General features: G+C 44.1%; 26 protein-coding genes and 1 pseudogene. 14 read left to right on the top strand and 13 right to left on the bottom strand.

Translation table 11 applies throughout. The features are described from left to right. Positions 1-61: 61 nt before the first annotated feature. Both ACROAE_RS09490 and ACROAE_RS09495 read right to left on the bottom strand, forming a co-directional pair. The gene (locus tag ACROAE_RS09490; RefSeq protein ID WP_432401097.1) at positions 62-2,218 is read right to left on the bottom strand and encodes a M3 family metallopeptidase; all 2,157 of its coding nucleotides are present in this window, start codon (positions 2,216-2,218) and stop codon (positions 62-64) included. Then, positions 2,211-2,351, bottom strand: coding sequence for a hypothetical protein (locus ACROAE_RS09495; protein ID WP_432401099.1), 141 nt, complete (start codon positions 2,349-2,351; stop codon positions 2,211-2,213). The genes ACROAE_RS09490 and ACROAE_RS09495 overlap by 8 nt, the downstream gene beginning before the upstream one ends. A 153-nt stretch (positions 2,352-2,504) precedes the next feature. On the opposite strand from ACROAE_RS09495, the gene ACROAE_RS09500 reads away from it, so the two are divergent. Continuing rightward, the gene (locus tag ACROAE_RS09500) at positions 2,505-2,765 is read left to right on the top strand and encodes a DUF5062 family protein (protein WP_432401101.1); all 261 of its coding nucleotides are present in this window, start codon (positions 2,505-2,507) and stop codon (positions 2,763-2,765) included. 105 nt (positions 2,766-2,870) lie between these two features. Here ACROAE_RS09500 and ACROAE_RS09505 read toward each other — a convergent pair whose 3' ends face one another. Continuing rightward, positions 2,871-3,557, bottom strand: coding sequence for a DUF3157 family protein (locus ACROAE_RS09505; RefSeq protein ID WP_432401103.1), 687 nt, complete (start codon positions 3,555-3,557; stop codon positions 2,871-2,873). A gap of 324 nt (positions 3,558-3,881) precedes the next feature. Here ACROAE_RS09505 and hcp point away from each other — a divergent pair, with 324 nt between their 5' ends. Both hcp and ACROAE_RS09515 read left to right on the top strand, forming a co-directional pair. Beyond that, the gene (hcp, locus tag ACROAE_RS09510) at positions 3,882-5,540 is read left to right on the top strand and encodes a hydroxylamine reductase (protein WP_432401105.1); all 1,659 of its coding nucleotides are present in this window, start codon (positions 3,882-3,884) and stop codon (positions 5,538-5,540) included. Between the two features lie 113 nt (positions 5,541-5,653). Next, positions 5,654-6,865 carry an FAD-binding oxidoreductase gene (locus tag ACROAE_RS09515; RefSeq protein WP_432401107.1) on the top strand — a complete coding sequence of 404 codons (1,212 nt, stop codon included), beginning with the start codon at positions 5,654-5,656 and terminating at the stop codon, positions 6,863-6,865. Positions 6,866-6,945: 80 nt separating this feature from the next. Here ACROAE_RS09515 and ACROAE_RS09520 read toward each other — a convergent pair whose 3' ends face one another. Then, the gene (locus ACROAE_RS09520) at positions 6,946-7,482 is read right to left on the bottom strand and encodes a GNAT family N-acetyltransferase (RefSeq protein ID WP_432401109.1); all 537 of its coding nucleotides are present in this window, start codon (positions 7,480-7,482) and stop codon (positions 6,946-6,948) included. Positions 7,483-7,597: 115 nt separating this feature from the next. On the opposite strand from ACROAE_RS09520, the gene ACROAE_RS09525 reads away from it, so the two are divergent. Next, a complete protein-coding gene (locus tag ACROAE_RS09525) occupies positions 7,598-8,941 on the top strand; it encodes a M20 metallopeptidase family protein (protein WP_432401111.1) in 1,344 nt (447 codons plus the stop codon). Positions 8,942-9,211: 270 nt separating this feature from the next. Next, complete coding sequence (locus ACROAE_RS09530) at positions 9,212-9,721, top strand: peptidylprolyl isomerase (protein WP_432401113.1); 510 nt, start codon at positions 9,212-9,214, stop codon at positions 9,719-9,721. 431 nt (positions 9,722-10,152) lie between these two features. Here the strand turns inward: ACROAE_RS09530 and ACROAE_RS09535 are convergent, their stop codons facing one another. Continuing rightward, positions 10,153-11,361 (bottom strand): porin, encoded by a 1,209-nt coding sequence (locus tag ACROAE_RS09535; protein ID WP_432401115.1) that lies wholly within the window; start codon positions 11,359-11,361, stop codon positions 10,153-10,155. 365 nt (positions 11,362-11,726) lie between these two features. Here ACROAE_RS09535 and ACROAE_RS09540 point away from each other — a divergent pair, with 365 nt between their 5' ends. Continuing rightward, positions 11,727-13,178, top strand: coding sequence for an MBL fold metallo-hydrolase RNA specificity domain-containing protein (locus tag ACROAE_RS09540; protein WP_432401117.1), 1,452 nt, complete (start codon positions 11,727-11,729; stop codon positions 13,176-13,178). 46 nt (positions 13,179-13,224) lie between these two features. Here ACROAE_RS09540 and ACROAE_RS09545 read toward each other — a convergent pair whose 3' ends face one another. Further along, the gene (locus ACROAE_RS09545; RefSeq protein ID WP_432401119.1) at positions 13,225-13,560 is read right to left on the bottom strand and encodes a winged helix-turn-helix transcriptional regulator; all 336 of its coding nucleotides are present in this window, start codon (positions 13,558-13,560) and stop codon (positions 13,225-13,227) included. Between the two features lie 105 nt (positions 13,561-13,665). Here ACROAE_RS09545 and ACROAE_RS09550 point away from each other — a divergent pair, with 105 nt between their 5' ends. The 3 genes from ACROAE_RS09550 to ACROAE_RS09560 all read left to right on the top strand — a co-directional run bounded on the left by ACROAE_RS09550 (position 13,666) and on the right by ACROAE_RS09560 (position 16,175). Next, positions 13,666-14,433, top strand: a complete 768-nt coding sequence (locus ACROAE_RS09550; protein ID WP_432401121.1) for an SDR family NAD(P)-dependent oxidoreductase — start codon at positions 13,666-13,668, stop codon at positions 14,431-14,433. A gap of 174 nt (positions 14,434-14,607) precedes the next feature. Beyond that, positions 14,608-15,132, top strand: coding sequence for a DUF3087 domain-containing protein (locus ACROAE_RS09555; protein WP_432401123.1), 525 nt, complete (start codon positions 14,608-14,610; stop codon positions 15,130-15,132). A 32-nt stretch (positions 15,133-15,164) separates the two neighbouring features. Next, positions 15,165-16,175: an LLM class flavin-dependent oxidoreductase gene (locus ACROAE_RS09560; protein WP_432401125.1), complete on the top strand. Its 1,011-nt coding sequence runs from the start codon at positions 15,165-15,167 to the stop codon at positions 16,173-16,175. 92 nt (positions 16,176-16,267) lie between these two features. Here ACROAE_RS09560 and ACROAE_RS09565 read toward each other — a convergent pair whose 3' ends face one another. After that, positions 16,268-16,690, bottom strand: coding sequence for an organic hydroperoxide resistance protein (locus ACROAE_RS09565; protein WP_238106423.1), 423 nt, complete (start codon positions 16,688-16,690; stop codon positions 16,268-16,270). Between the two features lie 322 nt (positions 16,691-17,012). Between ACROAE_RS09565 and ACROAE_RS09570 the strand changes: the two genes are divergently transcribed. Then, positions 17,013-18,788: an alkaline phosphatase D family protein gene (locus tag ACROAE_RS09570; RefSeq protein WP_432401128.1), complete on the top strand. Its 1,776-nt coding sequence runs from the start codon at positions 17,013-17,015 to the stop codon at positions 18,786-18,788. A gap of 65 nt (positions 18,789-18,853) precedes the next feature. On the opposite strand, the gene ACROAE_RS09575 is transcribed toward ACROAE_RS09570, so the two are convergent. The 6 genes and pseudogenes from ACROAE_RS09575 to arfB form a co-directional block, all read right to left on the bottom strand. Next, a complete protein-coding gene (locus ACROAE_RS09575) occupies positions 18,854-19,861 on the bottom strand; it encodes a class I SAM-dependent rRNA methyltransferase (protein WP_432401130.1) in 1,008 nt (335 codons plus the stop codon). 89 nt (positions 19,862-19,950) lie between these two features. Continuing rightward, on the bottom strand, positions 19,951-20,070 hold the full coding sequence (locus ACROAE_RS09580; RefSeq protein WP_432401175.1) for a DUF3859 domain-containing protein: 120 nt from the start codon (positions 20,068-20,070) through the stop codon (positions 19,951-19,953). Between the two features lie 31 nt (positions 20,071-20,101). Then, positions 20,102-20,251, bottom strand: a pseudogene (locus ACROAE_RS09585) (DUF3859 domain-containing protein); the annotation flags it as partial. 243 nt (positions 20,252-20,494) lie between these two features. Continuing rightward, on the bottom strand, positions 20,495-20,758 hold the full coding sequence (locus tag ACROAE_RS09590; protein WP_432401132.1) for a DUF3859 domain-containing protein: 264 nt from the start codon (positions 20,756-20,758) through the stop codon (positions 20,495-20,497). A gap of 6 nt (positions 20,759-20,764) precedes the next feature. Further along, positions 20,765-21,217 carry a type II 3-dehydroquinate dehydratase gene (aroQ, locus tag ACROAE_RS09595; protein WP_432401134.1) on the bottom strand — a complete coding sequence of 151 codons (453 nt, stop codon included), beginning with the start codon at positions 21,215-21,217 and terminating at the stop codon, positions 20,765-20,767. A gap of 100 nt (positions 21,218-21,317) precedes the next feature. Continuing rightward, the gene (gene arfB, locus ACROAE_RS09600) at positions 21,318-21,734 is read right to left on the bottom strand and encodes an alternative ribosome rescue aminoacyl-tRNA hydrolase ArfB (RefSeq protein ID WP_188956206.1); all 417 of its coding nucleotides are present in this window, start codon (positions 21,732-21,734) and stop codon (positions 21,318-21,320) included. A gap of 263 nt (positions 21,735-21,997) precedes the next feature. Here arfB and ACROAE_RS09605 point away from each other — a divergent pair, with 263 nt between their 5' ends. From ACROAE_RS09605 to ACROAE_RS09620, 4 genes are all read left to right on the top strand, one after another. Further along, the gene (locus ACROAE_RS09605) at positions 21,998-22,363 is read left to right on the top strand and encodes an STAS/SEC14 domain-containing protein (protein ID WP_160056017.1); all 366 of its coding nucleotides are present in this window, start codon (positions 21,998-22,000) and stop codon (positions 22,361-22,363) included. Positions 22,364-22,432: 69 nt separating this feature from the next. Next, positions 22,433-22,609, top strand: a complete 177-nt coding sequence (locus ACROAE_RS09610; RefSeq protein ID WP_160056019.1) for a DUF3012 domain-containing protein — start codon at positions 22,433-22,435, stop codon at positions 22,607-22,609. Positions 22,610-22,653: 44 nt separating this feature from the next. Further along, entirely contained in the window at positions 22,654-23,064 is a 411-nt protein-coding gene (locus ACROAE_RS09615) for a hypothetical protein (protein ID WP_011639006.1), read from the top strand. A 174-nt stretch (positions 23,065-23,238) separates the two neighbouring features. Beyond that, positions 23,239-24,525 carry an efflux RND transporter periplasmic adaptor subunit gene (locus tag ACROAE_RS09620; protein WP_432401137.1) on the top strand — a complete coding sequence of 429 codons (1,287 nt, stop codon included), beginning with the start codon at positions 23,239-23,241 and terminating at the stop codon, positions 24,523-24,525. Positions 24,526-24,529: the final 4 nt, after the last annotated feature.

Below are 24,529 nucleotides of genomic sequence, written 5' to 3' on the forward strand. Positions count from 1 at the left end.
TGTTAGCAATCTCTACTGCCAAATATGTTCAGCAGTAGAGGTTGTGACAACAATATAGTGCTTAGTGCACTAAACCACGACGCTTTAATAGCGCGTCTGTTGAGGGTTTTTTACCGGCAAAGTCGATGTAGCTTTGCATTAGATCCTGGCTGTTACCTTTTGACAATACGGTGTCGCGGTATTTTTGGCCGTTCTCTTGGGTTAATCCACCGTTCGCCATCATGTGGGCAAACGCGTCTGCGGCAAACACTTCGGTCCACAGGTAGGCATAGTAACCAGCAGAGTAACCGCCGCCGAAGCTGTGGCTAAAGTAGGTGGTTTTATAACGCGGTGCGATTGGGCTGTAGTCTAAACCATGTTTTGCCAGTGCTTGTTTTTCAAAGGTAGCAACATCGGTAATTTCAGTGCCAGCAGGAATTGAGTGCCATTCCATATCAAGCAGTGCAGCTGCTAAGTATTCAACGGTGCCAAACCCCTGGTTAAAGGTGTGCGCTTTTAATACTTTAGCCAGTAACTCGGCAGGAATAGGCTCGCCTGTTTGGTAGTGCTTAGCATAGTTCGCTAGCACGGCAGGGTCGATACTCCAGTCTTCGTTTGCTTGTGATGGAAACTCAACAAAGTCACGAGCGGTTAAGGTCCCAGCTAGGCTTGGGTAGTTAACTTGTGAATATAAGCCGTGAATCGCGTGGCCAAACTCGTGGAATAACGTGCTCACTTCGTCAAAGGTTAACAGCGTTGGCTGACCTTCAGCAGGTTTTGGCACGTTAAGCGCGTTATACACGACTGGTTTGGTGTTTTTTAAGAATGACTGGCTAACAAATTCATCCATCCATGCACCGCCACGTTTACCCTGACGCGCGTACATATCAAGATAGAACAAGCCTAGTGAGCTGCCGTCTTTGTTAAATATTTCATAAGCGGTAACGTCTTTGTGCCATACAGGTAAGTCGTTACGCGACTTAAAGGTGATGCCGTACAGTTTTTCCATCGCGAAGAATAGGCCGTCGTTTAGTACGGTATTCATTTCAAAGTATGGCTTAACTTGACTGTCGTCTAGGTCATATTTTGCAGCGCGAACTTTTTCGGCGTAGTAAGCCCAGTCCCATGCTTCAAGGGTAAAGTCTTTACCGTCTTTAACGATTTCGGCTTGAATATCAGCGGCTTCAATTTTGGCTTTAACTAAAGCTTTAGGTGCTAAGTCATCTAAAATGCCATAAACCGCTTCTGGGTTTTGCGCCATTTGGTCGCCTGTAGAGTAAGCGGCCCAGGTTGGGTAACCTAATAGTTTGGCTTTTTGTGCACGCAGTTGGGCGATTTTGATGTTAAGCGGGCTGTTGGTGTCCATTGCGCGATAAGCTGAAGTTTCCCAAAGCTGTTTACGTAAGTCGCGGTTTTTAAGGCTAGACAGTAACGGTTGGGTGGTGGTGTTAACCAGAGTAATCATGTAACCGGTTTTGCCTGCCGCTTTTGCTGCTGCCGCTAATGATGCGATGTCATTGTCTGACAAGCCGTCGAGCATGGCTTTGTCTTCAACCACAATCACGTCATCTTTAAATGACTTTAAAACGTTTTGTGAGAAGCTGGTTTCAAGCTTAGCAAGCTCGCCGTTTAGTTCACGCATTTGGGCTTTGTCTTCTGCTGACAATTCAGCACCTGCGCGCACAAAGCGTTCGTAATAGACGTCTACTAAACGTAAGTCTTCGCCTGTTAATGTGGCTTTGTTTTTGTAAATGGCTTGAATGCGGGCAAACAGCTTTTCATCGAGGTAGATGTTGTCCATGTGTGCGGTCAACTGAGGCACAACTTGCTCTTCAACACTAATGAAGTTGTCGTCTGAAATTAACCCTGTAAGGTTAAAAAACACGCGCTGAGTGCGGTCTAATATCGCGCCGGTTTTTTCAAGTGCCACAACGGTGTTCTCGAACGTTGGTGCGTCAGCGTTGTTAGTAATGGCTGCGATTTCAGCTTTGTGCTCTTTCATACCTTGTTCAAAGGCAGGTAGATAGTCAGCTGCATTAAATTTGTCAAACTGCGGCGCCATGTATTGTAATGGGCTTGCGACTAACAGCGCGTTTTCGGCGGTTGCAGGTGCTTTGGTCGTTGTTGTTGGTGCTTCTGCTGTGGTTTTGCTAGTCATTGCGGTGTCTGCTGTTGGTTCTGAACACGCACTAAGCATCAATGCCGCACTTACGGCAGTGGTAATAAGAGTTTTACGCATTAATATATCCTTGGGCACGGCCCGATTGTAGTGCTTTTATGCCTATTTCAAATGTGGTAAATACCGCAAAATAGTGACCATAAAAACGAAAGTAAATACCTTGATACAATACCAAGCCTACGGCTGTAGGCATAGGGTAATGCGATTAACGAAGATTAATTTTTGTAACCAAACTTACCAAGGGTGATATTTGTTGGGTTTTAGTGCTGTTTATGGTGAATTCTAGTGGCTATTTGTGAGTTTTCACGTAGTTTAAAAGAGAGAAAAAGCATGATGAGGGCGTTAGATGAAAGCTGGTAAGCATGATACACAATTGCTCAAGCTCGCGATGGAGATTGGGATGGGTTACGCACAAAAACGTGGCTTTGACGATTTTGGTAAAGGTATTTCGCCTAAAGACAAAGTGGAATGTATTTATCGATTATTAGTGCAAGATAAGCTAATACAACCGCTTGCCGAAGATAAAGACGACGGCCCCAACCGTAAACATAAATTGATATTGTGGATTAGTAAGCAGTTACCGAAAGAACATGAATTATTGAATTAACATGACTTGATGATGTTTAAAAAAGCCCAGGTGAAATACTATTTCATCTGGGCTTTTTTTGGTTGATACGCTTAAAGCTTGATTTGATTAATCAGAATAACTGCCTTAGCGCGATTCAATTTCAACAATTTTTAAGCTGATGAGCTTTTGCTGCCATTGTTGTTGATTAATTCCTTCTACCCATAACACTGGCGATTGGCGGTGTTGGCCTTTACGTAAATACGTTTCTGGCATGCGGACAATGGCTTCCCAGGCTTCTAGGGTTTCGGTTTTGATTAAACCACCCTGATCGTTAAAGAAACTGGCCTCGACATTCACCACGATGACATGTTCGCCACTGGTGCTGTCAAAATCAAATACTAAACCTAATTCGTTATCTTTCCATTGAGTGTTTGCAAGGGTGATTGTAATGCCATCTCTTGCCGTGCGGCCCATTAATTCAGGTTGTGCCATCGCACTGGCGGTTAAACGCGTGGTAGCCATTGGCGTCACCGTCGTTACGACCGCAGGCTTGGCGTTTGTGGTATCGACAGCCATTTTAGCATCAGCAGTATTCACCGCACTGGTTGCTTGCGCAGCGAGTGCAGTAGTGGCAACTGGCACTGTGGGTGTCTGAATTGCCGCTGCAGGTTGCGCCACGGTTTCGGTAATAATGTATTCCCAGGTGAAGTCGTCTTTTAGGCGGACATTAGTGCCGTTTTCTAAGGTGATCACCGCAACATCGGCAGCCATTGCCGCTGGGGCAAGTAATAAGAAGAGGGCTGATGCAATCGCATTAAGTTTGGTTTTCATCTATTCATCCTGATTTATGAGTCGTTAATGAGGTAATTCTACGTTTATTTAAGGGGTAACAGGAAAATATTTTAAGGTGAGTTATAAGCCAAATTTAAGGTTCGTGGCCGCAGTAAATATCAACAAAGACGGGTTATGGCTCATCAAAAAATGTATAACAGCGAGTCGTTTTTCTGGTTTATATCAGTAAATGCTTAAGGTGATTTGGCTCATAAAACGCAACATTGGCCCTAAAAACGGGTTTCGATTTACAGAGTAAAGAGTAAACTCATCCTTAACATGTAAAATTTATACATGAATAAATAATATTTGAGGAGTAGAGTTATGTTTTGTGTGCAATGTGAGCAAACCATTAGAACACCAGAAGGCAATGGCTGTAGTTACTCGCAAGGTATGTGCGGCAAGCTAGCGTCGACGTCTGATATTCAAGATTTATTAATCTATATGCTACAAGGCGTGTCGGCTTATGCTGTTAAAGCGCGTGAGTTTGGCATTGTAGATAACGACATTGACACTTTTGTGCCTAAAGCCTTTTTTGCCACGTTAACTAACGTAAACTTCGACGATGAACGCTTAATTGATTATGCCTACCAGGCACAGACGTATCGCGACCAATTAAAAGCGGCTTACATTGCTGCTTGTAAAAGCAAAGGCGTTGAACCAGAAATGGTGAGTGGCCAAGGTGAACTATTACTGGCGACATCAAAACCTGAAATTTTAGCTCAAGCACCCATTGCACTGCTTAATCGTGGTGACGTAAATGAAGACATTTTAGGCTTACGTTTATTATGCCTATATGGCTTAAAAGGCGCTGCGGCTTATATGGAGCATGCTCGCGTATTAGATCAAACTGATGTTGATGTGGCTGCTGAGTTCCATAAAATTATGGCATTTTTAGGCGAAGACTCTGTTGATGCAGACAAGTTATTTGCGACTGCAATGGAAATTGGCCAACTAAACTACCGCATTATGGCGATGTTAGATTTAGGCGAAACCACCTCTTTTGGCCATCCAGAGCCAACACAAGTGAATACCAAATCTGTTAAAGGTAAAGCGATTTTAGTGTCTGGTCACGACATGAAAGACTTAGAGCTTATTCTTGAGCAAACCGCAGGCAAGGGCATTAATGTCTTTACTCACGGCGAAATGTTACCAGCACTTGCTTACCCAGCATTTAAAAAATACTCGCATTTAGTCGGTAACTACGGCGGCGCTTGGCAAAATCAGCAAAAAGAATTTGCCACTTTCCCTGGTGCAGTTGTGATGACTTCAAACTGTATTATCGACCCTACAGTCGGCGAATATTCTGACCGTATTTATACCCGTAGTATCGTAGGTTGGCCTGGTGTGACTCACGTTGAAGGTGATGATTTCAGCGAAGTGATTAACAAAGCCCTTGAACTTGAAGGTTTTGCTTATGACGAAATTCCACACATGATCACCATCGGTTTTGCCCGTAATGCCTTAATGGCAGCGGCACCAACCGTAGTTGAAAACGTTAAGAATGGTTCTATTAAGCACTTCTTCTTAATTGGCGGTTGTGATGGCGACAAGTTAGAGCGTAATTACTTTACCGATTTAGCTAAATCAGTGCCTGACGATTCAATTATTTTGACCTTAGGTTGCGGTAAGTACAAATTCAATAAATTAGACTTTGGTGACATCAATGGCATACCACGCTTATTAGATGTGGGCCAATGTAACGATGCTTATTCTGCTATCCAGTTAGCCTTAGCATTAAAAGATATTTTTGAGTGTGACCTTAACGATTTACCGTTGAGCCTAGTGTTGTCGTGGTTTGAGCAAAAAGCCATTGTAGTGTTGTTAACTCTGTTATCGCTAGGTGTGAAAAACATCCGTACAGGGCCTACTGCGCCAGCATTTTTATCTGACAATCTAATGACTATTTTAGAGCAGCAGTTTGGTTTACGTGGCACTACTGATGTTGCGTCAGACTTAAAAGCGATGATGAAAGTGGCGTAATTCGCCCTAAAAATCGTGCATTTATGTTACACGTATTTGCACGATAACGATTACAGGCGATATGAGAAGTTCATATCGCGCTCGGTATTTTTTACTGCGTTAAAGGTGTCAAAATGAGTAGTGCTCCCTCAATTGGTTTTTCATTTTCACAAGCGCTTTCTGCCCAAGCGGCAAAAAAGGTGACTCCTGTTATCGATACCCCTGTTTTCAAGACCTCGCCTACGGTGCAACCGCCTGTATTGACAGGCTCGAAGGCACTTTGGGCTGCTGAAAACTGGCAACGAGGAGAAGTGCAACTTCGCTGTATTGAAAAGTGGAATGAAACCCATGATGTGGTGAGCTTTCGATTTCAAGGACTGACACCGGTTAAGTTTAATTTTAAACCGGGACAGTTTATTACCTTTAAACTCGACATTAATGGCGACAAAGTTTATCGCAGTTACACTATTTCATCGTCACCTTCACGACCATTTTCGTTAGTGGTTACCGTTAAAAAAATCGTTGGTGGTTTGGTGTCTAATTACTTAACAGAGTCGCTCAATGTTGGCGATGATGTGACGGTAACGGGCCCAGATGGCATATTTAACTTGATCGACATTGAAGCCGATAAGTACTTATTGTTAAGTGCCGGTTGTGGTGTTACGCCAATGCATTCTATGTCGCGCTGGTTGTGCGATACCACGACCGACAGCGATATTGCTTTTGTACACAGCGCCAAAACGGTTCATGACATTATGTTTGCCGATTCGATGGCGTCAATGGCATCTCGAAGCCCGAGTTTTAATCTTAATTATGTACTTGAGTCCGACAGTAATAAGCAAGATTTAACCGCTAAACATACCTCTACAGGTTGCGAAGGTGGTCGCTTAAGCTTAGAAACCTTAGTCAAGTTAGTACCCGATTATCAACAACGTACTGTATTTGTGTGCGGACCTGAGCCCTATATGGCTGCGGTAAAATTAATGCTTGAAACCGCCGAATTTGATATGAGTCAGTTTAATCAAGAAAGCTTTGGCGCAAGTAGCGCTCTAGGCTTAAAAGCGGCGTTAGACAGTAATCCATCAACTGAACGGTTTATGTTGAGTATTGGTGATAAGCAGGTTGAATTAAGCGGCGATCAAAGCTTACTTGACGGCATAGAGTCTGCAAAATTACCGATGATAGCGGCTTGCCGAACGGGCGTATGTGGTGCATGTAAATGTCAGGTTGTGTCAGGCACTACTGTGTCGTCTAGCAAGATGGCATTAACCGCTGAAGAAATTGCTGCAGGTTTTGTATTGGCGTGCTCGACTAAAATGACCTCGAATGTGCAGCTCAAAATGTAACGACTTGTTCGCCATCGTTAACGTTAAATGAATACTAAAAATCCCTTAATAGTGGCTCTATTAAGGGATTTTTATTTGGGTTAGCTGTTATCCGCAGAACCACCAGTTTTGAGTGAAATAGCATACCGATTAAAGGTAAATTCGCCTTCTTGATACTGCGAGTGATAAACCATCCCAAGCTTAGTGACGACATTAATTGAACCTGTGTTCGCGTCCGCCACATCGGCATAAACAATGTCTAAATCCATGTGTGCTTTAGCATAATCAATACATGCCTGATTGGCTTCAGTGGCTAAACCCATACCCCAGTAATCTGGATGTAAACGATAGCCAATATCGACGGCATTAATACGAGTTTCATTTTTAAAACCGCAAAAGCCAATCACAGTATTGGTGTCTTTAATGACTACCGCCCAACGGCCAAAACCATACTGTTGATATTCCACCAGCCAAATATTGCGGATGATGTTTTCGGCATCCGTTAATGTGGTGCACACGCCAGCATCGCCGGTATATCGATTCACTTGCTCTGGGGTATTAAAGTGCAACACCGCGGGGGCATCTTCAAGGGTGAACTCTCGGATAATGAGTCTGGGTGTTTCGGTAATCATTTTCATTGGCTTCCCTTATTTTTATTATGCATTGGCAATGATGTCGCTCAAACGTCTTACCACCTAGCGTGAGCTTGTGATAGGTTAACATACTCAATTCCCGACATTTAAGAATAATAATATGACCCGCCTACGTCTTGCTTACCCCATATTAGCGCTTGCACTTACTGCTTCGTCACTGTCATTGAATGCTGTGGCGAATACCAAGCTAGATCAATCAGTAGCTCAAGCCTTACCTAAGCTGGAAAAGCTTTACCTGCATTTACACCAGCATCCTGAGTTGTCGTACCAAGAAAAAGCCACCAGCGAGCGTATGGCCACAGAGCTTAAGCAGCTTGGGTTTGAAGTAACGTCTAATTTTGGCGGTTATGGTGTGGTCGGCATATTGCAAAATGGAGAAGGGCCGGTAGTGATGATCCGCGCTGACATTGACGGCTTACCGATTATTGAACAAACCGGAAAGGATTACGCCTCAACCGTCACCACGGTCGATGCAAATAATAATACAGTGGGTATTATGCATGGCTGTGGTCACGATATTCATATGACCAGCCTTATTGGTACGGCTGAGCAATTGGTAAAACATAAAGCCGATTGGCAGGGCACATTAATGATGGTGGCCCAACCCGCAGAAGAGGTGGGTGGCGGCGCCAAAGCCATGCTAAAACAGGGGCTATTTAGTCAATTCCCCACGCCAGACAGCATCATTGGTTTGCATGTGAGTGCGTCCATTCCTGCCGGCAAAGTCGGTACTGTGAGCGGTTATGCATTGGCGAATGTCGACTCGGTTGATATTACCATTAAAGGCAAGGGCGGCCATGGCGCTTATCCGCATGCCACTGTTGACCCCGTGGTACTTGCTGCGCGCACTGTGTTGGCATTACAAACCATAGTAAGCCGTGAAGTGTCGCCGTTAGAGCCTAATGTCATCACGGTGGGCTCAATTCATGGCGGCTCAAAGCACAATATTATTTCAGATGAAGTAAAGCTTCAGCTCACCTTGCGCTCATATAACCCTGAGGTGCGCGAACAACAAATTGCGGCTATTAAACGTATCACCGCGGGTATTGCGATGAGTGCTGGCTTGCCTGATGAGTTAGCGCCAGTAGTGTATGTGCATGACGATGAAACTATTCCATCAACGTACAACGACCCAACGCTCGCCGCTAAGGTAAAAGCCAGTATTGAAGCAGAGCTTGGCAGTGACAATGTGCTTATTGCGCCACCGGTGATGGCAGGTGAAGACTTTGGTTTGTATGGTCTCACCCCTGAAAAACGCCCGATTACGATCTTTTGGCTTGGCGGCGTTGATCCTAAGCAATATCAGGCCAGTGTTGACTCGGGCAATGCGCTACCATCTTTGCATTCAAGTCAATTTGCACCTGATTACAAATTAACTATTCGCACCGGTGTTCGTGCTATGACGCATACTGCGATGGATTTATTTAACCTGAGTTCGGAATAAGGGATGAATTTATACTATTTAAAATCAACATGTTACCACTCCTCACTTTCAAGCTTGTCATTTGTTCAGCTAACAAGGCGAATTGACGCGTCAATAGCTAGCCTATTGTAAGTCGATTCAACGCAGTTAGCAGGGCAAAGGACTGTTTGAAAGGCGTTTATTATCCCTAGCTCAGGTTATTTAATCAAACGGCACAATAAACTCAAACTAGACAGTCACAATAGCGGCTATAATGGCCGCTATTGTTGTGTTTAACCTTGTGGGCATTTTATGATTATTTTTAGCACCAACCTTGGCGATTTTACCGTTGAATTGGAAATGGAACGCGCGCCAGTGTCATCGAAGAACTTTTTAAAGTATTGCCAGGATGGCTTTTATGAAGGCACGATATTTCATCGGGTAATTAAAGGTTTTATGGTGCAGGGCGGTGGCTTAACCGCCAAAATGAAAGAAAAGCCAACCCGCGACCCGATTGCCAATGAAGCCAACAAAGGCTTAAAAAATGTGATCGGTACTTTAGCGATGGCGCGTACAGATGCACCGCATTCAGCGACAGGGCAGTTTTTTATTAATGTGGCTAACAATGACTTTTTAGACCATACAGGCACCACTAATGCCGGTTGGGGTTATGCGGTATTTGCCAAAGTGACTGCGGGTATGGACGTTATTCAGCAAATGGAACGTGTAAAAACCACCACGGTAGCAGGGCATGAAGATGTACCGCGTGAGCCAATAGTGGTTGAGAAAGTGACCATTGTTGATGAGCCAACGGTTGCTTAACTGGCTATTATACCAATTCCACTAATTATCTGGTCATTCAGCGGGAATTCTGTGCCTTCTAGGCAAGTAATAGGATTGAAGACATAGTTGCTCTACGTCAAAATGCTATTAAGCAGCATAGAAGGCACAGAAACCCGCCTTGCAGGAGACACTCAGACCGTTCATTTCTTTGTTGCATTGCCTTAAAAGGGAATAACCATTATTTCAACAATGCGCCTCAAACTGAACAATCTGAGTGACTCTGATTGGCCACATAATTAATGGAAATGGTATTAGATTGTCATTTTAGAAATGATTATTTATGTGGTTTTTCTAGCCCAATAAAAAAGGTTCGACAGTGATGTCGAACCTTTTTTTGTCTGCACTTAAGCGGTAAAACCCAAGCGATAAAACCTAGGCGATATCACTTAAGATGCCATTACTCATAAACATTAAAGTGAGTAACGGATACCAATGGCGACACCGTCATCTTCAGACAGCTCCATTCTTGCTTGTTGATCTTTGTCGGCGCTGGTGAAATCGCTGTAATCACGACGAGCTTCTAGGTAAACAACGGTATTAACGTCAAATACATAGTGCAAACCCATTACCACAAATTGACGCTTAAATTCGTCTTCAGGATCGGCATTGTAGTTAGGCTGAATCACGTAGTCTTTACCCGCATCAAGGATGTTGTAAGACACAAAGGTACGGATATTATTATCAAACATATATGAGAATAACGACTCAACACCCACAGCTTTATCAATTAAACGGCCAATATTATCGGTGTCGTGGTTTTCGTTGTGGTTAATGTTCGCTGCAGCGTATAAACCATGTTGGTCGAAGTTACCCCAGGTAACCCCCATACCGTAAATGATGTCTTCTGCTGTAGAAGTGTTGCCGTTTCCAAACGTCACATCAAATTCGCCACGGTTTACACCCGCAGTGAATACTAATTTGTCTGTTGCCTGGTAAGTTAATGCGCCACCGTAGGTATAGTTGTATTCAACTTTTTGCGCCTCAACTGCACCAGAAGTCCATAAATCTATACAAGCGTCTTCGGTAATATCTTCAATGTCACAGGTATAAAACTCGCTGTTTTTTAACTGTACTTGTACTGCAAAGCTTACGTCGCCAAAGCTGTTGCGGTATTGCACGGTTTTGTCACCGCGGCCGACACCATTTACTGCGCCGTCGTCTTTGTTATAGGTGTAAACACCTGCTGTATTACCGTCCCATACAAAACCATAGTTAGTGTTGTATACCACGTCATACCAAGCACCCCATTGCTTGCCAATAGTGAGGCTGCCGTATTCGTCGTGTGACAAACCAGCGTAACCTAAACGGTTATAAAAAAACTCTTCTTGAATGGACTCAAAACGATTGTTGTAAACAATGTCTGTGCTACCAACAGGATTAACGCCCCATTCTAATTTTGCATAGGCTTTCCAACCATCATGCAATTGACGTTCAAAACCAAAATTAATACGAGATGCACCGTTAACCACTTCCGTTTCACCTTGAGTGTTGATCACGCGAGCATCAACAAAACCACCAATTTGAACGGCGTTAACGTCGTCTTTAAAAATTTCTGTTGCCGAAACTGAAGGCGCAATCAGAACGCTTGAAATTAATGCAGCAACTAAAGTCTTTTTCATTTTAATCTCTTGTCTTGTTGTTTGAGTAAGCACAGTTTAGTCCATTAACTCATCTATCCATTGAGGCGATGCAGAGTAGCAAACACATTAAGTTTTCTCAAAGTGAAATATGCTCAAAAAGAGCGATATTGCTCATAAAAATTAATCATCAATGACTTAGTATAAATCCGTGTTAACAAGTGGTTAACGCATGAGGTTAGTTGTTAACTTGTGGTTAATTATGCATTTAATGTGATTTTTTATTTTGGTGTGGTTACGATCACTTTTTGGGTGTTTCTTTGACCTAGATCGCTATTTTATTCTGCAAATGGCATAGGCTTAACTTAAGGGCTTTGTTTAAAACGTAAATTGAGAGGAGTGACATTATGCAAATGACATTGCAGTTTTTCGGTGCGACTGAAGAGGTTACCGGTTCATGCCACTTACTTACGGTTGGTGGTCAGCAAGTGTTGCTTGATTGCGGACTTATTCAAGGCGGTAAAGCGGATGAATTACGTAATCATGATCCCTTTCCATTCCAAGCAGAGCAAATTCACGCGGTGGTGTTAAGCCATGCCCATATTGATCATTCAGGACGGCTCGCCTATTTGGTCAAGCAAGGTTATAGCGGCCCCATTTACACTCAACGGGCGACGGCACAATTATGCGACATTATGTTGCGCGACGCTGCGATGCTACAAGAGCGTGATACAGAAAGGACCAATAAAAAGCGTGCTAAGCACGATTTAGAAGAGCTCGAGCCATTGTTTACGGAAGAAGATGTCGAGCAGGTGTTAACCCAGTTTGTGGTTCTTGATTATGGTCAGCGAGTAAAGGTGGCAGACGAAATAGAAGTCTGTTTATCTGATGCGGGGCATATTTTGGGTTCTGCTGTGGTTGAGTTGTGGCTAGGGCAACAACCCGAACAGAAAAAATTGGTGTTTAGCGGTGACTTAGGCCGTGCAGGTATGCCTATTTTGGATGACCCCACCTTTATCGATAAAGCTGATTTAGTGTTGATGGAAAGCACTTACGGCAACCGTTTACACCGCAGCTGGCAAGACACTCTGGTTGAGCTTAAATCCATTTTTAAAACGACCATTAGTGAAAGTCGCGGTAATATTTTAATTCCAGCATTTTCAGTCGGCCGAGCACAAGAGTTGCTGTATCTATTCCATTTGTATGCCAAAGAATGGGATTTATCGCGCTGGCGTATTTGCTTAGACAGCCCAATGGCGATTAAAGCCACACAAGTTTACGTGAACAATTACCCGTTAATGGACGAAGACTTTAAGCGCTTTACGCGTTTATCTCCTGGCAAGCATCCGTTGTTGTCTTGTGCGGAATTTATCAGCAGCACCGAGGAATCTATTGAGCTTAACGACATACACGAAGGGTTAATAGTGATAGCGGGAAGCGGCATGTGTAATGGTGGCCGTATTCGTAACCACTTTGTGCATAATTTATGGCGTAAAGAAGCCGACATTATTATTTGTGGTTATCAGGCATTAGGCACCCCAGGGCGCTTATTGGTGGATGGCGCAGAAGAGCTGACCATTCATGGCCAAAGTGTCAAAGTGGCTGCGCGTATTCACACCGTCGGCGGTTTGTCTGCCCATGCAGACCAAGCTGAGTTGCTGCGTTGGTATCATCACTTTGAAGACTCACCCGCCATTATTCTGGTACATGGTGAGCCCGAAGCACAGCAAGTGTTAATACAAGCGCTTAATCAAGATGAAGCCACTAAGCCGAAAAGCAGTGCGATTGCTAAGCGCGGAGATTGTTTGGATTTAACCGCCTTGCCTAAGTTTGTTTGGCTTAATGGTGCCAGCGAATAATCACAAGTTTAAAACGAAAAGAGATAATGGATGCTTAGCCTGCTGGCTAGGCATCAATTTCGTGTTGCAGCTTTTCAATGTCGTCTAAAATCCGCATAAATTTTTGTCCAAAGTCAGTGACTTCGTATTCGACTCGAGGTGGGATTTCGGGATAGTTAATTTTATTCAAAATCCCAAATTCAATGTTTTTCTTCAGGCATTGATTAAGCACTTTGGTGCTGAGCCCATCAACCGATTTAACCATCTCACCGGGACGATTAATGTTATTGGCGAGCAACTGATACACAGTTAACGACCATTTGCAGCCGTAAATCGTTTCGACCATTCTGGCTGATTTTTCTGGGGCAGACTTTCGCGGAAATAATTTTTCTTTTGTATTCATCAATATGTACCTAAAAGTACCTATGGAACTAAATTGTACTTACTATTCAAATGGATAGTTTCTCAATAAGCTTATCACACTTATTCGTAACTTAGGTGTCAACAAATGACAGCATTCACTCAAACAACAGCATTAATTATTGGCGGTACCAGTGGCATTGGTTTTGAAACCGCTAAGCAATTAATCTCCCAAGGCAGTGCCACAATTATTGTCGGCAACAACCCTCAAAAGCTTGACGCCGCAGTTGAGCAGTTATCAGCACTTGGCAGTGTGAGTGGTGTTCAAGCTAACTTATACAACGCACAAGATTTACAGCGCGTGGTTGATATGATTGATGCGCTGGACAGTAAAATAGATTATTTGGTTAATGCGGCAGGTTATTTCAACCCTAAGCCATTTTTAGAGCATCAACTGAGTGACTACGACATTTACATGGAGCTTAACAAAGCGATATTTGTGATTTCGCAAGCTGTTGCTAGAAATATGGTTAAGTTTGGCGGTGGCAGTATTGTTAATATTGGCTCTATGTGGGGCAAGCAAGCCATTAAAGCGACTCCGTCGAGTGCTTATTCTATGGCAAAAGCCGGTTTACATGCACTGACTCAACATATGGCGATGGAATTAGCAGAGCATAATATCCGCGTGAACGCTGTGTCGCCAGCGGTAGTGATTACCCCAATTTATGAAGCCTTCATTGAGCCAAAAGATGTTGAAAGCGCATTGGCGGGCTTTAATGGATTCCACCCTATTGGCCGCATTGGTACACCTGCTGATGTCGCAAACAGCGTAACGTTTTTATTGTCTCCACAAGCGGGCTGGGTGACTGGCGCAATTTGGGATGTTGATGGCGGCGTAATGGCAGGCCGTAATTAAGATCAACAGGCCCTAGTAAGCTTATTTTTGTAATGACTGTAAGCCCTTAAATTATTGATGATTTAAGGGCTTGTGTCTTTTTAATCTGATTTAAATCTATTTACTCTTTTGTTCTGGCTTGGCTGCACGTTAAGCTATGCATAATTCTGTAGTGTGAAATGTGCGAGTAACAAAATGAAGTTAGTTAAAATAGATAAAAGCCAATACCGTTCAGTTAACAATCAGGTGCAGATTGGCTTAGTGGTTACTCTGGCCATTTTGTCGTTAGTGTTTGGTCAGTTGATGATTTATTTCTTTGGCGTTAAGCCGTTACCTGGCGCAGAGTCTTCGGGGAATTTTCATCTTAATTTTACTGGCGTCATTTTAGCGTTAATGGTTTGCAGTTTATTGATCCGCAACCTGCGCGAAAAAGCTAAATTTTATGAAGTGTATTACGTGTGGCAACTCAAACAGCTGCAAAACAAAATTTTCCGTAAACTCAAAGCGGTGCAACAAGCGGCCAAAGACAATAACCGTGACGCCTTAGTGATATTGAGTTTTTATTATCAAAGTTTGGCGATAGTTTACGAGCTAGATAACAACACCTTAACCATGTCTAACGTCAATAATGAGCTCGATAAATTACAGCAAGCGATTGAAGCTGCGGGTTTTACTATCGATACCGACGAATTTACTCCCGAGATGCTACAAGCCTTTTAGCCCGATTTTTACTATTCAAATAAGGAGCCATGATGTCTATATTGGCTGATATTCCTTTTTCGCTACTCGAACTTGCGCCAATGCGCGAAGATTCCACCATCACCGATACCTTAAAAGACAGTTTAGGTTATGCCCAGCATGCAGAAAGTCTGGGAATTAATCGTTTTTGGTTAGCCGAACATCACAATATGCCAGGCATTATTTGCTCGGCAACATCAATTTTGATTGGTTATATTGCGGGTGGCACTAAGCGCATTCGAGTGGGCGCGGGTGGCATTATGCTGCCTAATCATGCGCCGCTGGTGGTGGCAGAGCAATTTGGTACTTTAGCCAGTTTGTATCCAGACCGGATTGATTTAGGCCTAGGCCGAGCGCCGGGCAGTGACCCGGTAACCAGCTTAGCGCTTAATCGTGATACTCAGCGGGCAGAGCATTTCCCCAATGAGGTCAGTGAGCTGCAATCATTACTCGGCCCACGTGAAGCGCGCCAAATTGGGCAAGCTAAAGCGGTAAGGGCTATTCCGGGCGAGAATACCAATGTACCGATTTGGTTACTCGGCTCAAGCTTGTTCAGTGCGCAACTCGCGGCGCAACGTGGTTTGCCGTATGTGTTTGCGGGCCATTTTGCGCCACGCTTTTTATCAGAAGCCATTGCGCTATATCGCCGTGAATTTACCCCGTCGGCAGTGCTTGCTAAACCTTATGTGATGGTTGGCTTACCGTTAGTGGCAGCGCCTACCGATGCCGAAGCGCAGTTCCTAAGCACCACATCAAAGCAACGTATTTTAGCGCTTATTCGCGGCCAGGAAATGTGGCTAAAACCGCCCATCGACAGCATGGATGGATTGTGGAGCGAGCAAGAGAAAAGCTATGTCGATAGCTTCTTGAGCTTATCTATTTGCGGCGGCCCAGCGACCATTAAACATCGTTTAGAAGTGTTTGTTGAGCAGCTTGGCGTAGATGAAGTGATGTTTACTAACGATTTATACCGCAACGAGCACCGCTTGCGCGCACTCGATATTTTAATGAGTATTAAGGCGTAGTTACAACTCTCTAGGTATCCAACAACAAAAAACCAAGACTCGCGTCTTGGTTTTTTTTTGGCTAAACACACCTTACGCAGTAACTTTTTGCGTTAAATCGCTTGGCCATTAACGGTTAATTTTACATCGATGTTGCCACGAACTGCGTTTGAGTATGGGCAAACTTGGTGTGCTGTTTTAACCAGTTTTTCTGCTGCTTCCTGGTCTAAATCAAGTTCAACTGCAAGGGCGACTGTAAGTGCAAATCCGCCATTATCGTTAGGGCCAATGCCTACCGTTGCTGTAGTTGGCGCCGCTTTGATGGCCACTTTTCCTTGGCTCGCAACGTGCAAAATTGCGTTAGAAAAACATGCAGCATAACCTGCGGCAAATAATTGTTCTGGGTTAGTAAACTCGCCGCTGCCGCCCATTTCTTTTGGGTAACTTAATTGTAAGTCGACTTTTTTGTCGTCGGTAGAAACTTGACCATTACGGCCGGCTAATGCTGTTGCTGAAGTGGTGTATAACGTTGACATAATAAACCTCGTGTATAAGTAAACTATTTTAAGTTATGGATAATTTAAGTTGTGCGCAATCTAATTGTGTTCACTATAACTAAGCGAAAATTAAAATGCAACTACATTGTACGCAATTTAATTTTTAGCCAGTTCGCTTCACGTTAAAAAGCCGCGTATGAACAGGCATTATTTGCAAATCGTTTACGGGTGCAGGCAAGGCGGGGTTGTCATGATTTTGTCACTGTTATGTCATCGTTTACTTTCACAATAGGCGCTCATTAGACCTCTTTGGCTATGACTGACATAGCCGCATGTGAATAGTAAAAATAAGGATTTGTTTATGAAACGGTTTGTCACTCGTCGTGATTTTCTAGCTATGTCGGCCAAGGGCGTTGGTGCTGTTGTCGTGTCTTACGGTTTAATGGGTTGTAATAGTGATGACGACGATGTTATTTCAGGTCAGTTTTTACAAGGTGTTGCCAGTGGTGATCCAGCAACAGATGCCGTGATCTTATGGACGCGAGTCACTCCAGATACGCCAGGCGATATAACGGTGTCATGGGAAGTGGCGACAGACAGTGACTTTACTGATTTGGTCACAAATGGCAAAACTGTTACTAATGATAGCCGCGACTATACCGTTAAAATTGATGCCGTGGGATTAGTGGCCGGCCAGCAATATTTTTATCGCTTTAACGCGGGCGAAAACGTATCGGAGGTGGGGCAAACTCGCACTTTACCACAGGGCAGTGTTGATTCGGTTAAGCTTGCGGTAATGTCGTGCGCCAATTTCCCTGCGGGTTATTTCAATGTGTACGAAATGGCTGCTCAGCAAGATGATTTAGATGCCGTGGTGCATTTAGGAGATTACTTGTATGAATATGCTCGTGGTGAATATGCCAGCGAAAATGCTGCCACATTAGGGCGTGAAGTTTTACCTGAGGGTGAACTGTTTTTGTTAGCCGATTATCGTACTCGATACAGCCAATACCGAAGTGATGCCAGTTTACAAAAACTGCATGCTAAAGTGCCGTTTATTACGGTGTGGGATGACCATGAGGTCGCCAATGATACCTGGAAAGATGGCGCTGAAAATCATAACGACGGTGAAGGTGATTTTGACCAACGCAAAGCTGCTGCACTGCAAGCTTATTTTGAGTGGCTGCCAATCCGCCCCTGGAGTGAAGGTAATCATGAAGAAATCTACAGAAGTTTTAATTTCGGTAACTTGGTTGATTTGCACATGCTCGATACTCGTGTGCTGGGTCGCGACAAACAATTAGAATACGGCGACTACATTGACCCTGCCACCGGATCGTTTAACAGTGACACATTTTTGACTGCGGTCACCGACACCAACCGCACGCTACTAGGGCAAACACAACTATTGTGGTTACAGCAAACCTTGTTGCAGTCTACTGCTAAATGGCAGGTATTAGGACAACAGGTGTTAATGGGTAAAATGTTAATGCCAGCCGCCATAGCGACCCAGCAAATGAGTATTCCACAATTTGCTGAACTTGCCGGAATAGCCCAATTGGCAGGGCGAGCACAAGCTGGGGACAGTACATTAACGGCAGAACAACTGGCGTACTTACAAGCTAATCAAGACAAGTTGACCCCAGAGGTGATGGTATTATTACAATTGCCATCTATTCCGTACAATTTAGACGCGTGGGACGGTTACGCCTACGAGCGTGAAGTGATTTACGCGACCGCCAAATCGTTAAATCATAATTTAGTGGTAATTGCGGGCGACACCCATAATGCCTGGGCAAGTGAGTTAACAGACACCAACGGAAGTGTCGTGGGTGTTGAATTTGCTACCAGCTCAGTATCGTCACCTGGGCTTGAGTATTATTTAGGTTTGTCTGATGCTGAGATGCCTGCAACCGAAGCGGCCATTGTGGGCTTAATTAGCGACCTTAAATACGCTAACTTAAAAGATCGCGGTTATTTATTACTGACTTTCACAGCAGATGCAGTACGCAGTGATTGGCAATACGTAGATACCATTTTAGACAAAAGCTTTACGAGTTTAGATGCGCGTAATTACAGCGCAACGAGTGCCGTGGGGAATCCACAAATCAATCTCGTAAGTCAGTTTTTGGGTTAACCAAACAATTCAGCCACCTTTTGGGTGGCTGAATTGTTTGTCGTCAATAGTCGATAGACTGTCGATTAATCTATCGTCAGCACGACAATTTTTAATGGGTGATTATCATCAAATGCAGGGAAGTCTTGATGGCAGTCTAACCACTGTGTAGCAGTGACTTTACGCCCCTGTTTTTCAACGCAGCGCACCAGGCTGTCGTACCATGCCTGGCGTTCAACTTTGGCGACATTATTACAACACACAATCTTACCACCTGCTTTAGTGGTGAGCACTGCAGGTTTAAATAAACCCTGGTAATCATTCACTAAATCGACAATGCCAAAAGCGCTTTTAGCAAAGCGTGGTGGGTCTAAAAACACTAAATCAAATTGCATTGCTCGCAGTTTTGGGAATTTAGGCAGTTTTTGATTACGACGTCCGCCAACGGGTAAACCCGCTAATTGACGCAGCGCCGGAAACGCATCGCTTTGCACAAATTCACACACATCTGTGACCTTGTTTAACTCGGCATTTTTTAGCCCAGCTTCAAGTGCAAATGATGAAAAATCGACATTCATCACTTTACGCGCGCCGCCCATGGCTGCGGCAATACCAATGCCGCAAGTGTACGAAAACAGGTTGAGCACGGTTTTACCATTACTGTTGTCGCACACATATTCACGACCAATACGCATGTCTAAAAACAACAGCGGGTCTTGACCTTCATGGCGTAGCTTAGAGGTAAATAGAATGCCGTTTTCACGGATAACTTGTTCGGTTTGGGCGTAATCCTGGGCTTCGTTTACGCCAGCGTTGGCGACTCGTGAGTGGCTGCCTGAGCGATCGTTGTAAACGATATGAAAGTCAGCATGAGCGGTCAGCACACTTGAAATCTCTGCCAGTTGCTCGTCTGATAATGTCTGGTGAAATGTTTGGATTAACCACGCATCGCCGTAACGGTCAATATTAAGGCCATTTTCGCCTTCTACAGTGCCATGAAATACCCGATAACAATCGGTGTTATGTTGCTTAGCGTGCTCAAAAAAGGCAGCGCGTTTCGCTAACGCATCAGTTAAAACAGCTTGAATAGACATGGACACTCGATAATGGCGGGGCAATTTGCGCGGAGTATAGCAAACAATCACCTTGAATGTGGTAGCGAGATTATCGATAAAGCTTCACTTTATTCGCGGATAAATACCTTAAAGGTTTTGTCGGCAACAATTTTGCCATTAAGCCTAAGCGTCATTCGCCAGTTACCGACTTTGTTGTTTACTGGAGTCGAAATGCAATCATCGTTAATGTGGTAGTGAGATTATCGATAAAGCTTCACTTTATTCGGGGAGATATACCTTAAAGGTTTTGTCGGCAACAATTTTGCCATTGAGTTCAAGCGTCATTCGCCAGTTACCGAGCTTATTACTCACGGGCGCCCAAATGCAATCACCCAAGTAAAAGCGCCAATCGTTTTCTTTGATCGATACCCAATCAACCTGACGATGCATGTTTCAGAGCTTCACCGTATTTTCAATACTAGGCGCGTTAATGCGGTAATGTAGGCACCTTATAAATTAGCGCAACAACGTAGTGGGAACACGGTGAAACTCCCAAAGGGCAAGTTTTACACGCGTTTATGCTGCGTTATTGATTTTGGAAAGGGAACAACCATTACCCGCAATCAATGCCTTGCCTAAACGTGTGTAAACTCTTGCTGAAATCGAGCATCTTCAGGTCGATTGGGTATTAACCGTCCCATCAAACGGTGGTCTCACATTGCCATCGTCGTCAGGAATATCAGGATGATATATGCAGTAGGTTAATACTTGGTTTTTGGCTTTTTTGATCCGAGCAATAAAGCCAAACTCTGTATCGATAACGGCGGGAACGTGAACTGTCGCCTCTAAAAAACGTGGCAAGTCATCGCTCTCGCTATTCCATTGACTAAAGAGTCCACTATAAACAATGCTGACGTCGGCTTTTAGCTTACTCAAATCAGATTAACTTTTGCTGTGCTCTTTTAGGTACTTAATCGCTGCTTGCAGAGCAAAATCATAACCTTGTGCACCTAGTCCACAAATAACCCCTAGGGCTTTGTCTGAAAAATACGAATGGTGTCTAAAAGGTTCGCGCGCATGCACATTGGATAAATGCACTTCAATAAACGGAATGGCAACGCCGAGTATCGCGTCACGCAGGGCTACGCTGGTGTGGGTAAATGCAGCAGGATTGATGATAATAAACTGGGCATCGGTTGCATGAATCGCATCAATAAGCTGGTATTCAGCGTTCGATTGAATGTGCTCTAACGTAACACCAACCTGGTTTGCGGCATCGGTTAAATCGCTCACAATAGTGGCTAAGGTTTGATGGCCATAGTGACCCGGCTCGCGACGGCCAAGCAAATTTAGATTAGGGCCGTTAATCACTAAAACTTTGGTAGTGCTGCTCATGGGACTTCCTGTGTAGTGGGCGATAAGCGAATGAGTCCATTCTTACTGAAGATGCGCGCGTGGTAAACCTAAAAATGTTCATCTCACGGCTAAATATGCATTAATAGCCGGTTTTATTTTGACGCATAGCTTTGGTGGCGCCACGTTGCTTTTTGGTTTCTATTCGTCTTGTTTGGCTGCCTTTGGTCGCTTTGGTCGGTATGCGCTTCTTTTGTACTATGCCGACACTTTTTACCAGCTCAATAAATTGTTCTAACGCGGTTTGGCGATTAAAATCCTGGCTTCTTGATTGTTGACATTTAATGACAATTTTTCCGCTTTTAGTAATGCGGTGATCGGCTTTGGCTAACAGCTTTTGTTGATAAAATTCAGGCAAAGACGATGACGCAATATCGAAGCTAAGCTGGGCCGCGGTCGATACTTTATTGACATTTTGGCCGCCAGCGCCACTTGAGCGAACAAACTGCCATTCGACTTCGTTGTCTTGCAATATGACTCGTTGAGTAATTTGTATCATTCTGTTGAGGAAGTCCCCTTAAATTTATTCAATATCAGGTCATTATACCGTAATTGGGTATGTATTTCAGCGGTGGCCATTTATGAGTCTTAGCGTTAACTCGCCACGTCACCAGTAAAACTCTGACTGCGCTCTGAGTTATTACATATTTAATGAAATCAATTGCAGAGTTTTGCTATCATGAGCGCCATTATTGCTTTACACGATAGCATCACCGTATAAAGCCTGTTCTATCGCCTGATGATCAGGCTGGAGTTAGCGTTATGTTGTGTCAAATCCCCGATATTACCAAGGGTGTCATTAGCTTATTTGTCAGTGGTCGCTTATCTGCGCCAGATTACCGTACCCGTTTACAGCCTGCTATTCGTGCCTATCGTAAAGATTGGGACCAGGTGTGTTTGTATATCGAAGCCGACGTATTGCTCGAAGGCTGGGACTTTGGTTCATTAACCGGCAGTGGCGAAGTGCAATTACCTGCTTTTGATGCGCTAGTGTTTGTTGGCGGCCCAGATTGGGTGGGTAATGCTGTACGTTTAATGGGACCATTTATGCAAGGTGAGGTAGCATGGTTTCCGTTATCGCAAAAACAAGATGCTATTGCGTGGATTGCTAAACGTTCAAAGTGTTAGTTTATGGTTTGTTGATACCGAAAAGGGTCAACAAATTCCGAATATTTATTAGAAAAGGATAGCTTATTTATGTCTTTATCAAAATTAGTTGCTGCTTCAAGCGCATTGTTATTAACCCTTAGTCTTACCGCTTGTGCACCTGAAGTCGGCAGCGATGCTTGGTGTAAGCAAATGAAAGAAAAAGAAAGTGGCGATTGGACAGCAAATGAAGCCGCTGATTACGCAAAGCACTGCGTATTTAAATAATATCGTTTAGGAGTGGGTGGTTGAGTCATACCGTTTTGCCTTTTATGGCTAACATAGCCAAATTATTGATTGCTTTAGTACTACTGCAATTTGTGGGTGCCAATTTAGGTGCGCATCAATTACACGCGGGTAACAGCAGCGAAGAGCAAAATAACCATCCACATCTTCAGTTTACTACCGAAGTGATAAGCCTCGCCGAGTGTGTCGATTGTATTTGTGCACTTGACGGTTCATTGCTGCATTCGGTAAATGATGATCATCAGCATGCTGACAATGTTACCGATGTTGAGCAAGTTGATGTCTGTTTAGATTGTCAGTGTCATGGTGGTCATGTGGCACTTGCTAAGCTTAACGATAATGTTGTTAGTGAACATTTTCATGACCTTTTTACCGATACCAAACTTAACTATTTACCTCCTGAGTCTTTCCCTACTTATCGCCCTCCTATCGTTTAATCCCTTTAGAACACGTTTTTACTGTTTAGCTTCACCTCTATATTCGCTGTTATTGTGCTAATGAATGCTTTTCTGCATTCCATCATGGCGTGATATCTCGCTTGAATGACGGTGGCTAAGCCTATTTCCGTTGATATTTATTGTCGACGGTCTAGATTGTTTTTAGGATTAACCATGAAAATCAAATCAGTCCCAGCACTACCTTTATTGGCAGCATTAAATGCCAACGCTATGTTGAGCCATTTAGTGAATCATTTTGTGAGTCATGCTCAGTTAAATGTTGCGCCAAGCACTCAGCCCATCTCTCCGCCAAGCATTCGAAAATATGACCGCACTAACTCCAGCGTTTCGCGGGCATTATTGTTCAGTGCAGCGCTATTGTTATCATTATTTGCACTGTCTAGTTCGCCTGTGCAAGCCAGCAGTGAATCAACAGAGGCGGCTCATCAAGAGTCGTTGTTAACCTTAAGTGCAGAACAGCGCCAACTCGCGGGAGTGGAAGTGGCACAGTTAAGTGCGACCGCGTTTAATTTACAGGCTGTAGCCACCGCTCAGCTGGTTGTAGATAAAGACAAAACTATCACCATAGCGCCGCAATTAGATATGCAGGTGCTTAAGCGCCATGTGGTGCCAGGGCAACAGGTGCAAAAAGGCCAACCATTATTGACTATCGGCGGGGCAGATATTGCTGCGGCGCAAGCCGATTACGTTAATGCTGCAACGGAGTGGGATCGCATAAAGCGCATGAGCAAAGGAACGATTAGTGCCAGCCAGCGTATGCAAACCGAAGTCAACGCAGAGCTCAAACGTGCCATTTTACAGTCGGTAATGATGTCCACAAAACAGATAACCGAGCTAGCAACATCGCCAAGTTCAATTGGTCAGTTTCAGTTATTGGCTCCCATAAATGGTCGGGTTCAGCAAGATATTGCCACATTAGGACAAGTGCTAACCGCGGGCACACCTTTAATGCAACTAACCGATGAATCGTATTTGTGGGTGGAGGCAGAACTGACGCCATTTCAAGCAGATCAAGTCAACATGGGCACCGATGTTTTGGTGCGAGTGGGAAGCCGCACTCGAGAGGGTGTCATTATTGGACGTTCGCATGAAATTAACTCGCAAACCCGCACTGAGCAAGTATTAGTGCGTATGGCAAACCCTGGGCATGACTTACATGCTGGTGAGTTTGCCGAATTATACCTAGCAGCAAATCAAGGGGCAGAGCCGCTTGGGTTTATTGTGCCAGATGCGGCGTTAACACGCAGTGGTGACGGTGATTGGCAGGTGTTTATCGAGCAAGATGGTGGATTTAGTGCAGTAGAAGTTTCTGTGGTGGAGCGTCAACGCGGACTGAGTTTTATTCGTGGTTTATCCCCACAAACTCGCGTTGTTGTATCTGGTGCTTTTTTCTTAGCATCTGAGCAAGCCAAATCTGGCTTTGATATTCATAACCACTAAGCGC

The organism is Shewanella sp. MF05960, from assembly GCF_050849305.1.
Lineage (GTDB): Bacteria > Pseudomonadota > Gammaproteobacteria > Enterobacterales > Shewanellaceae > Shewanella.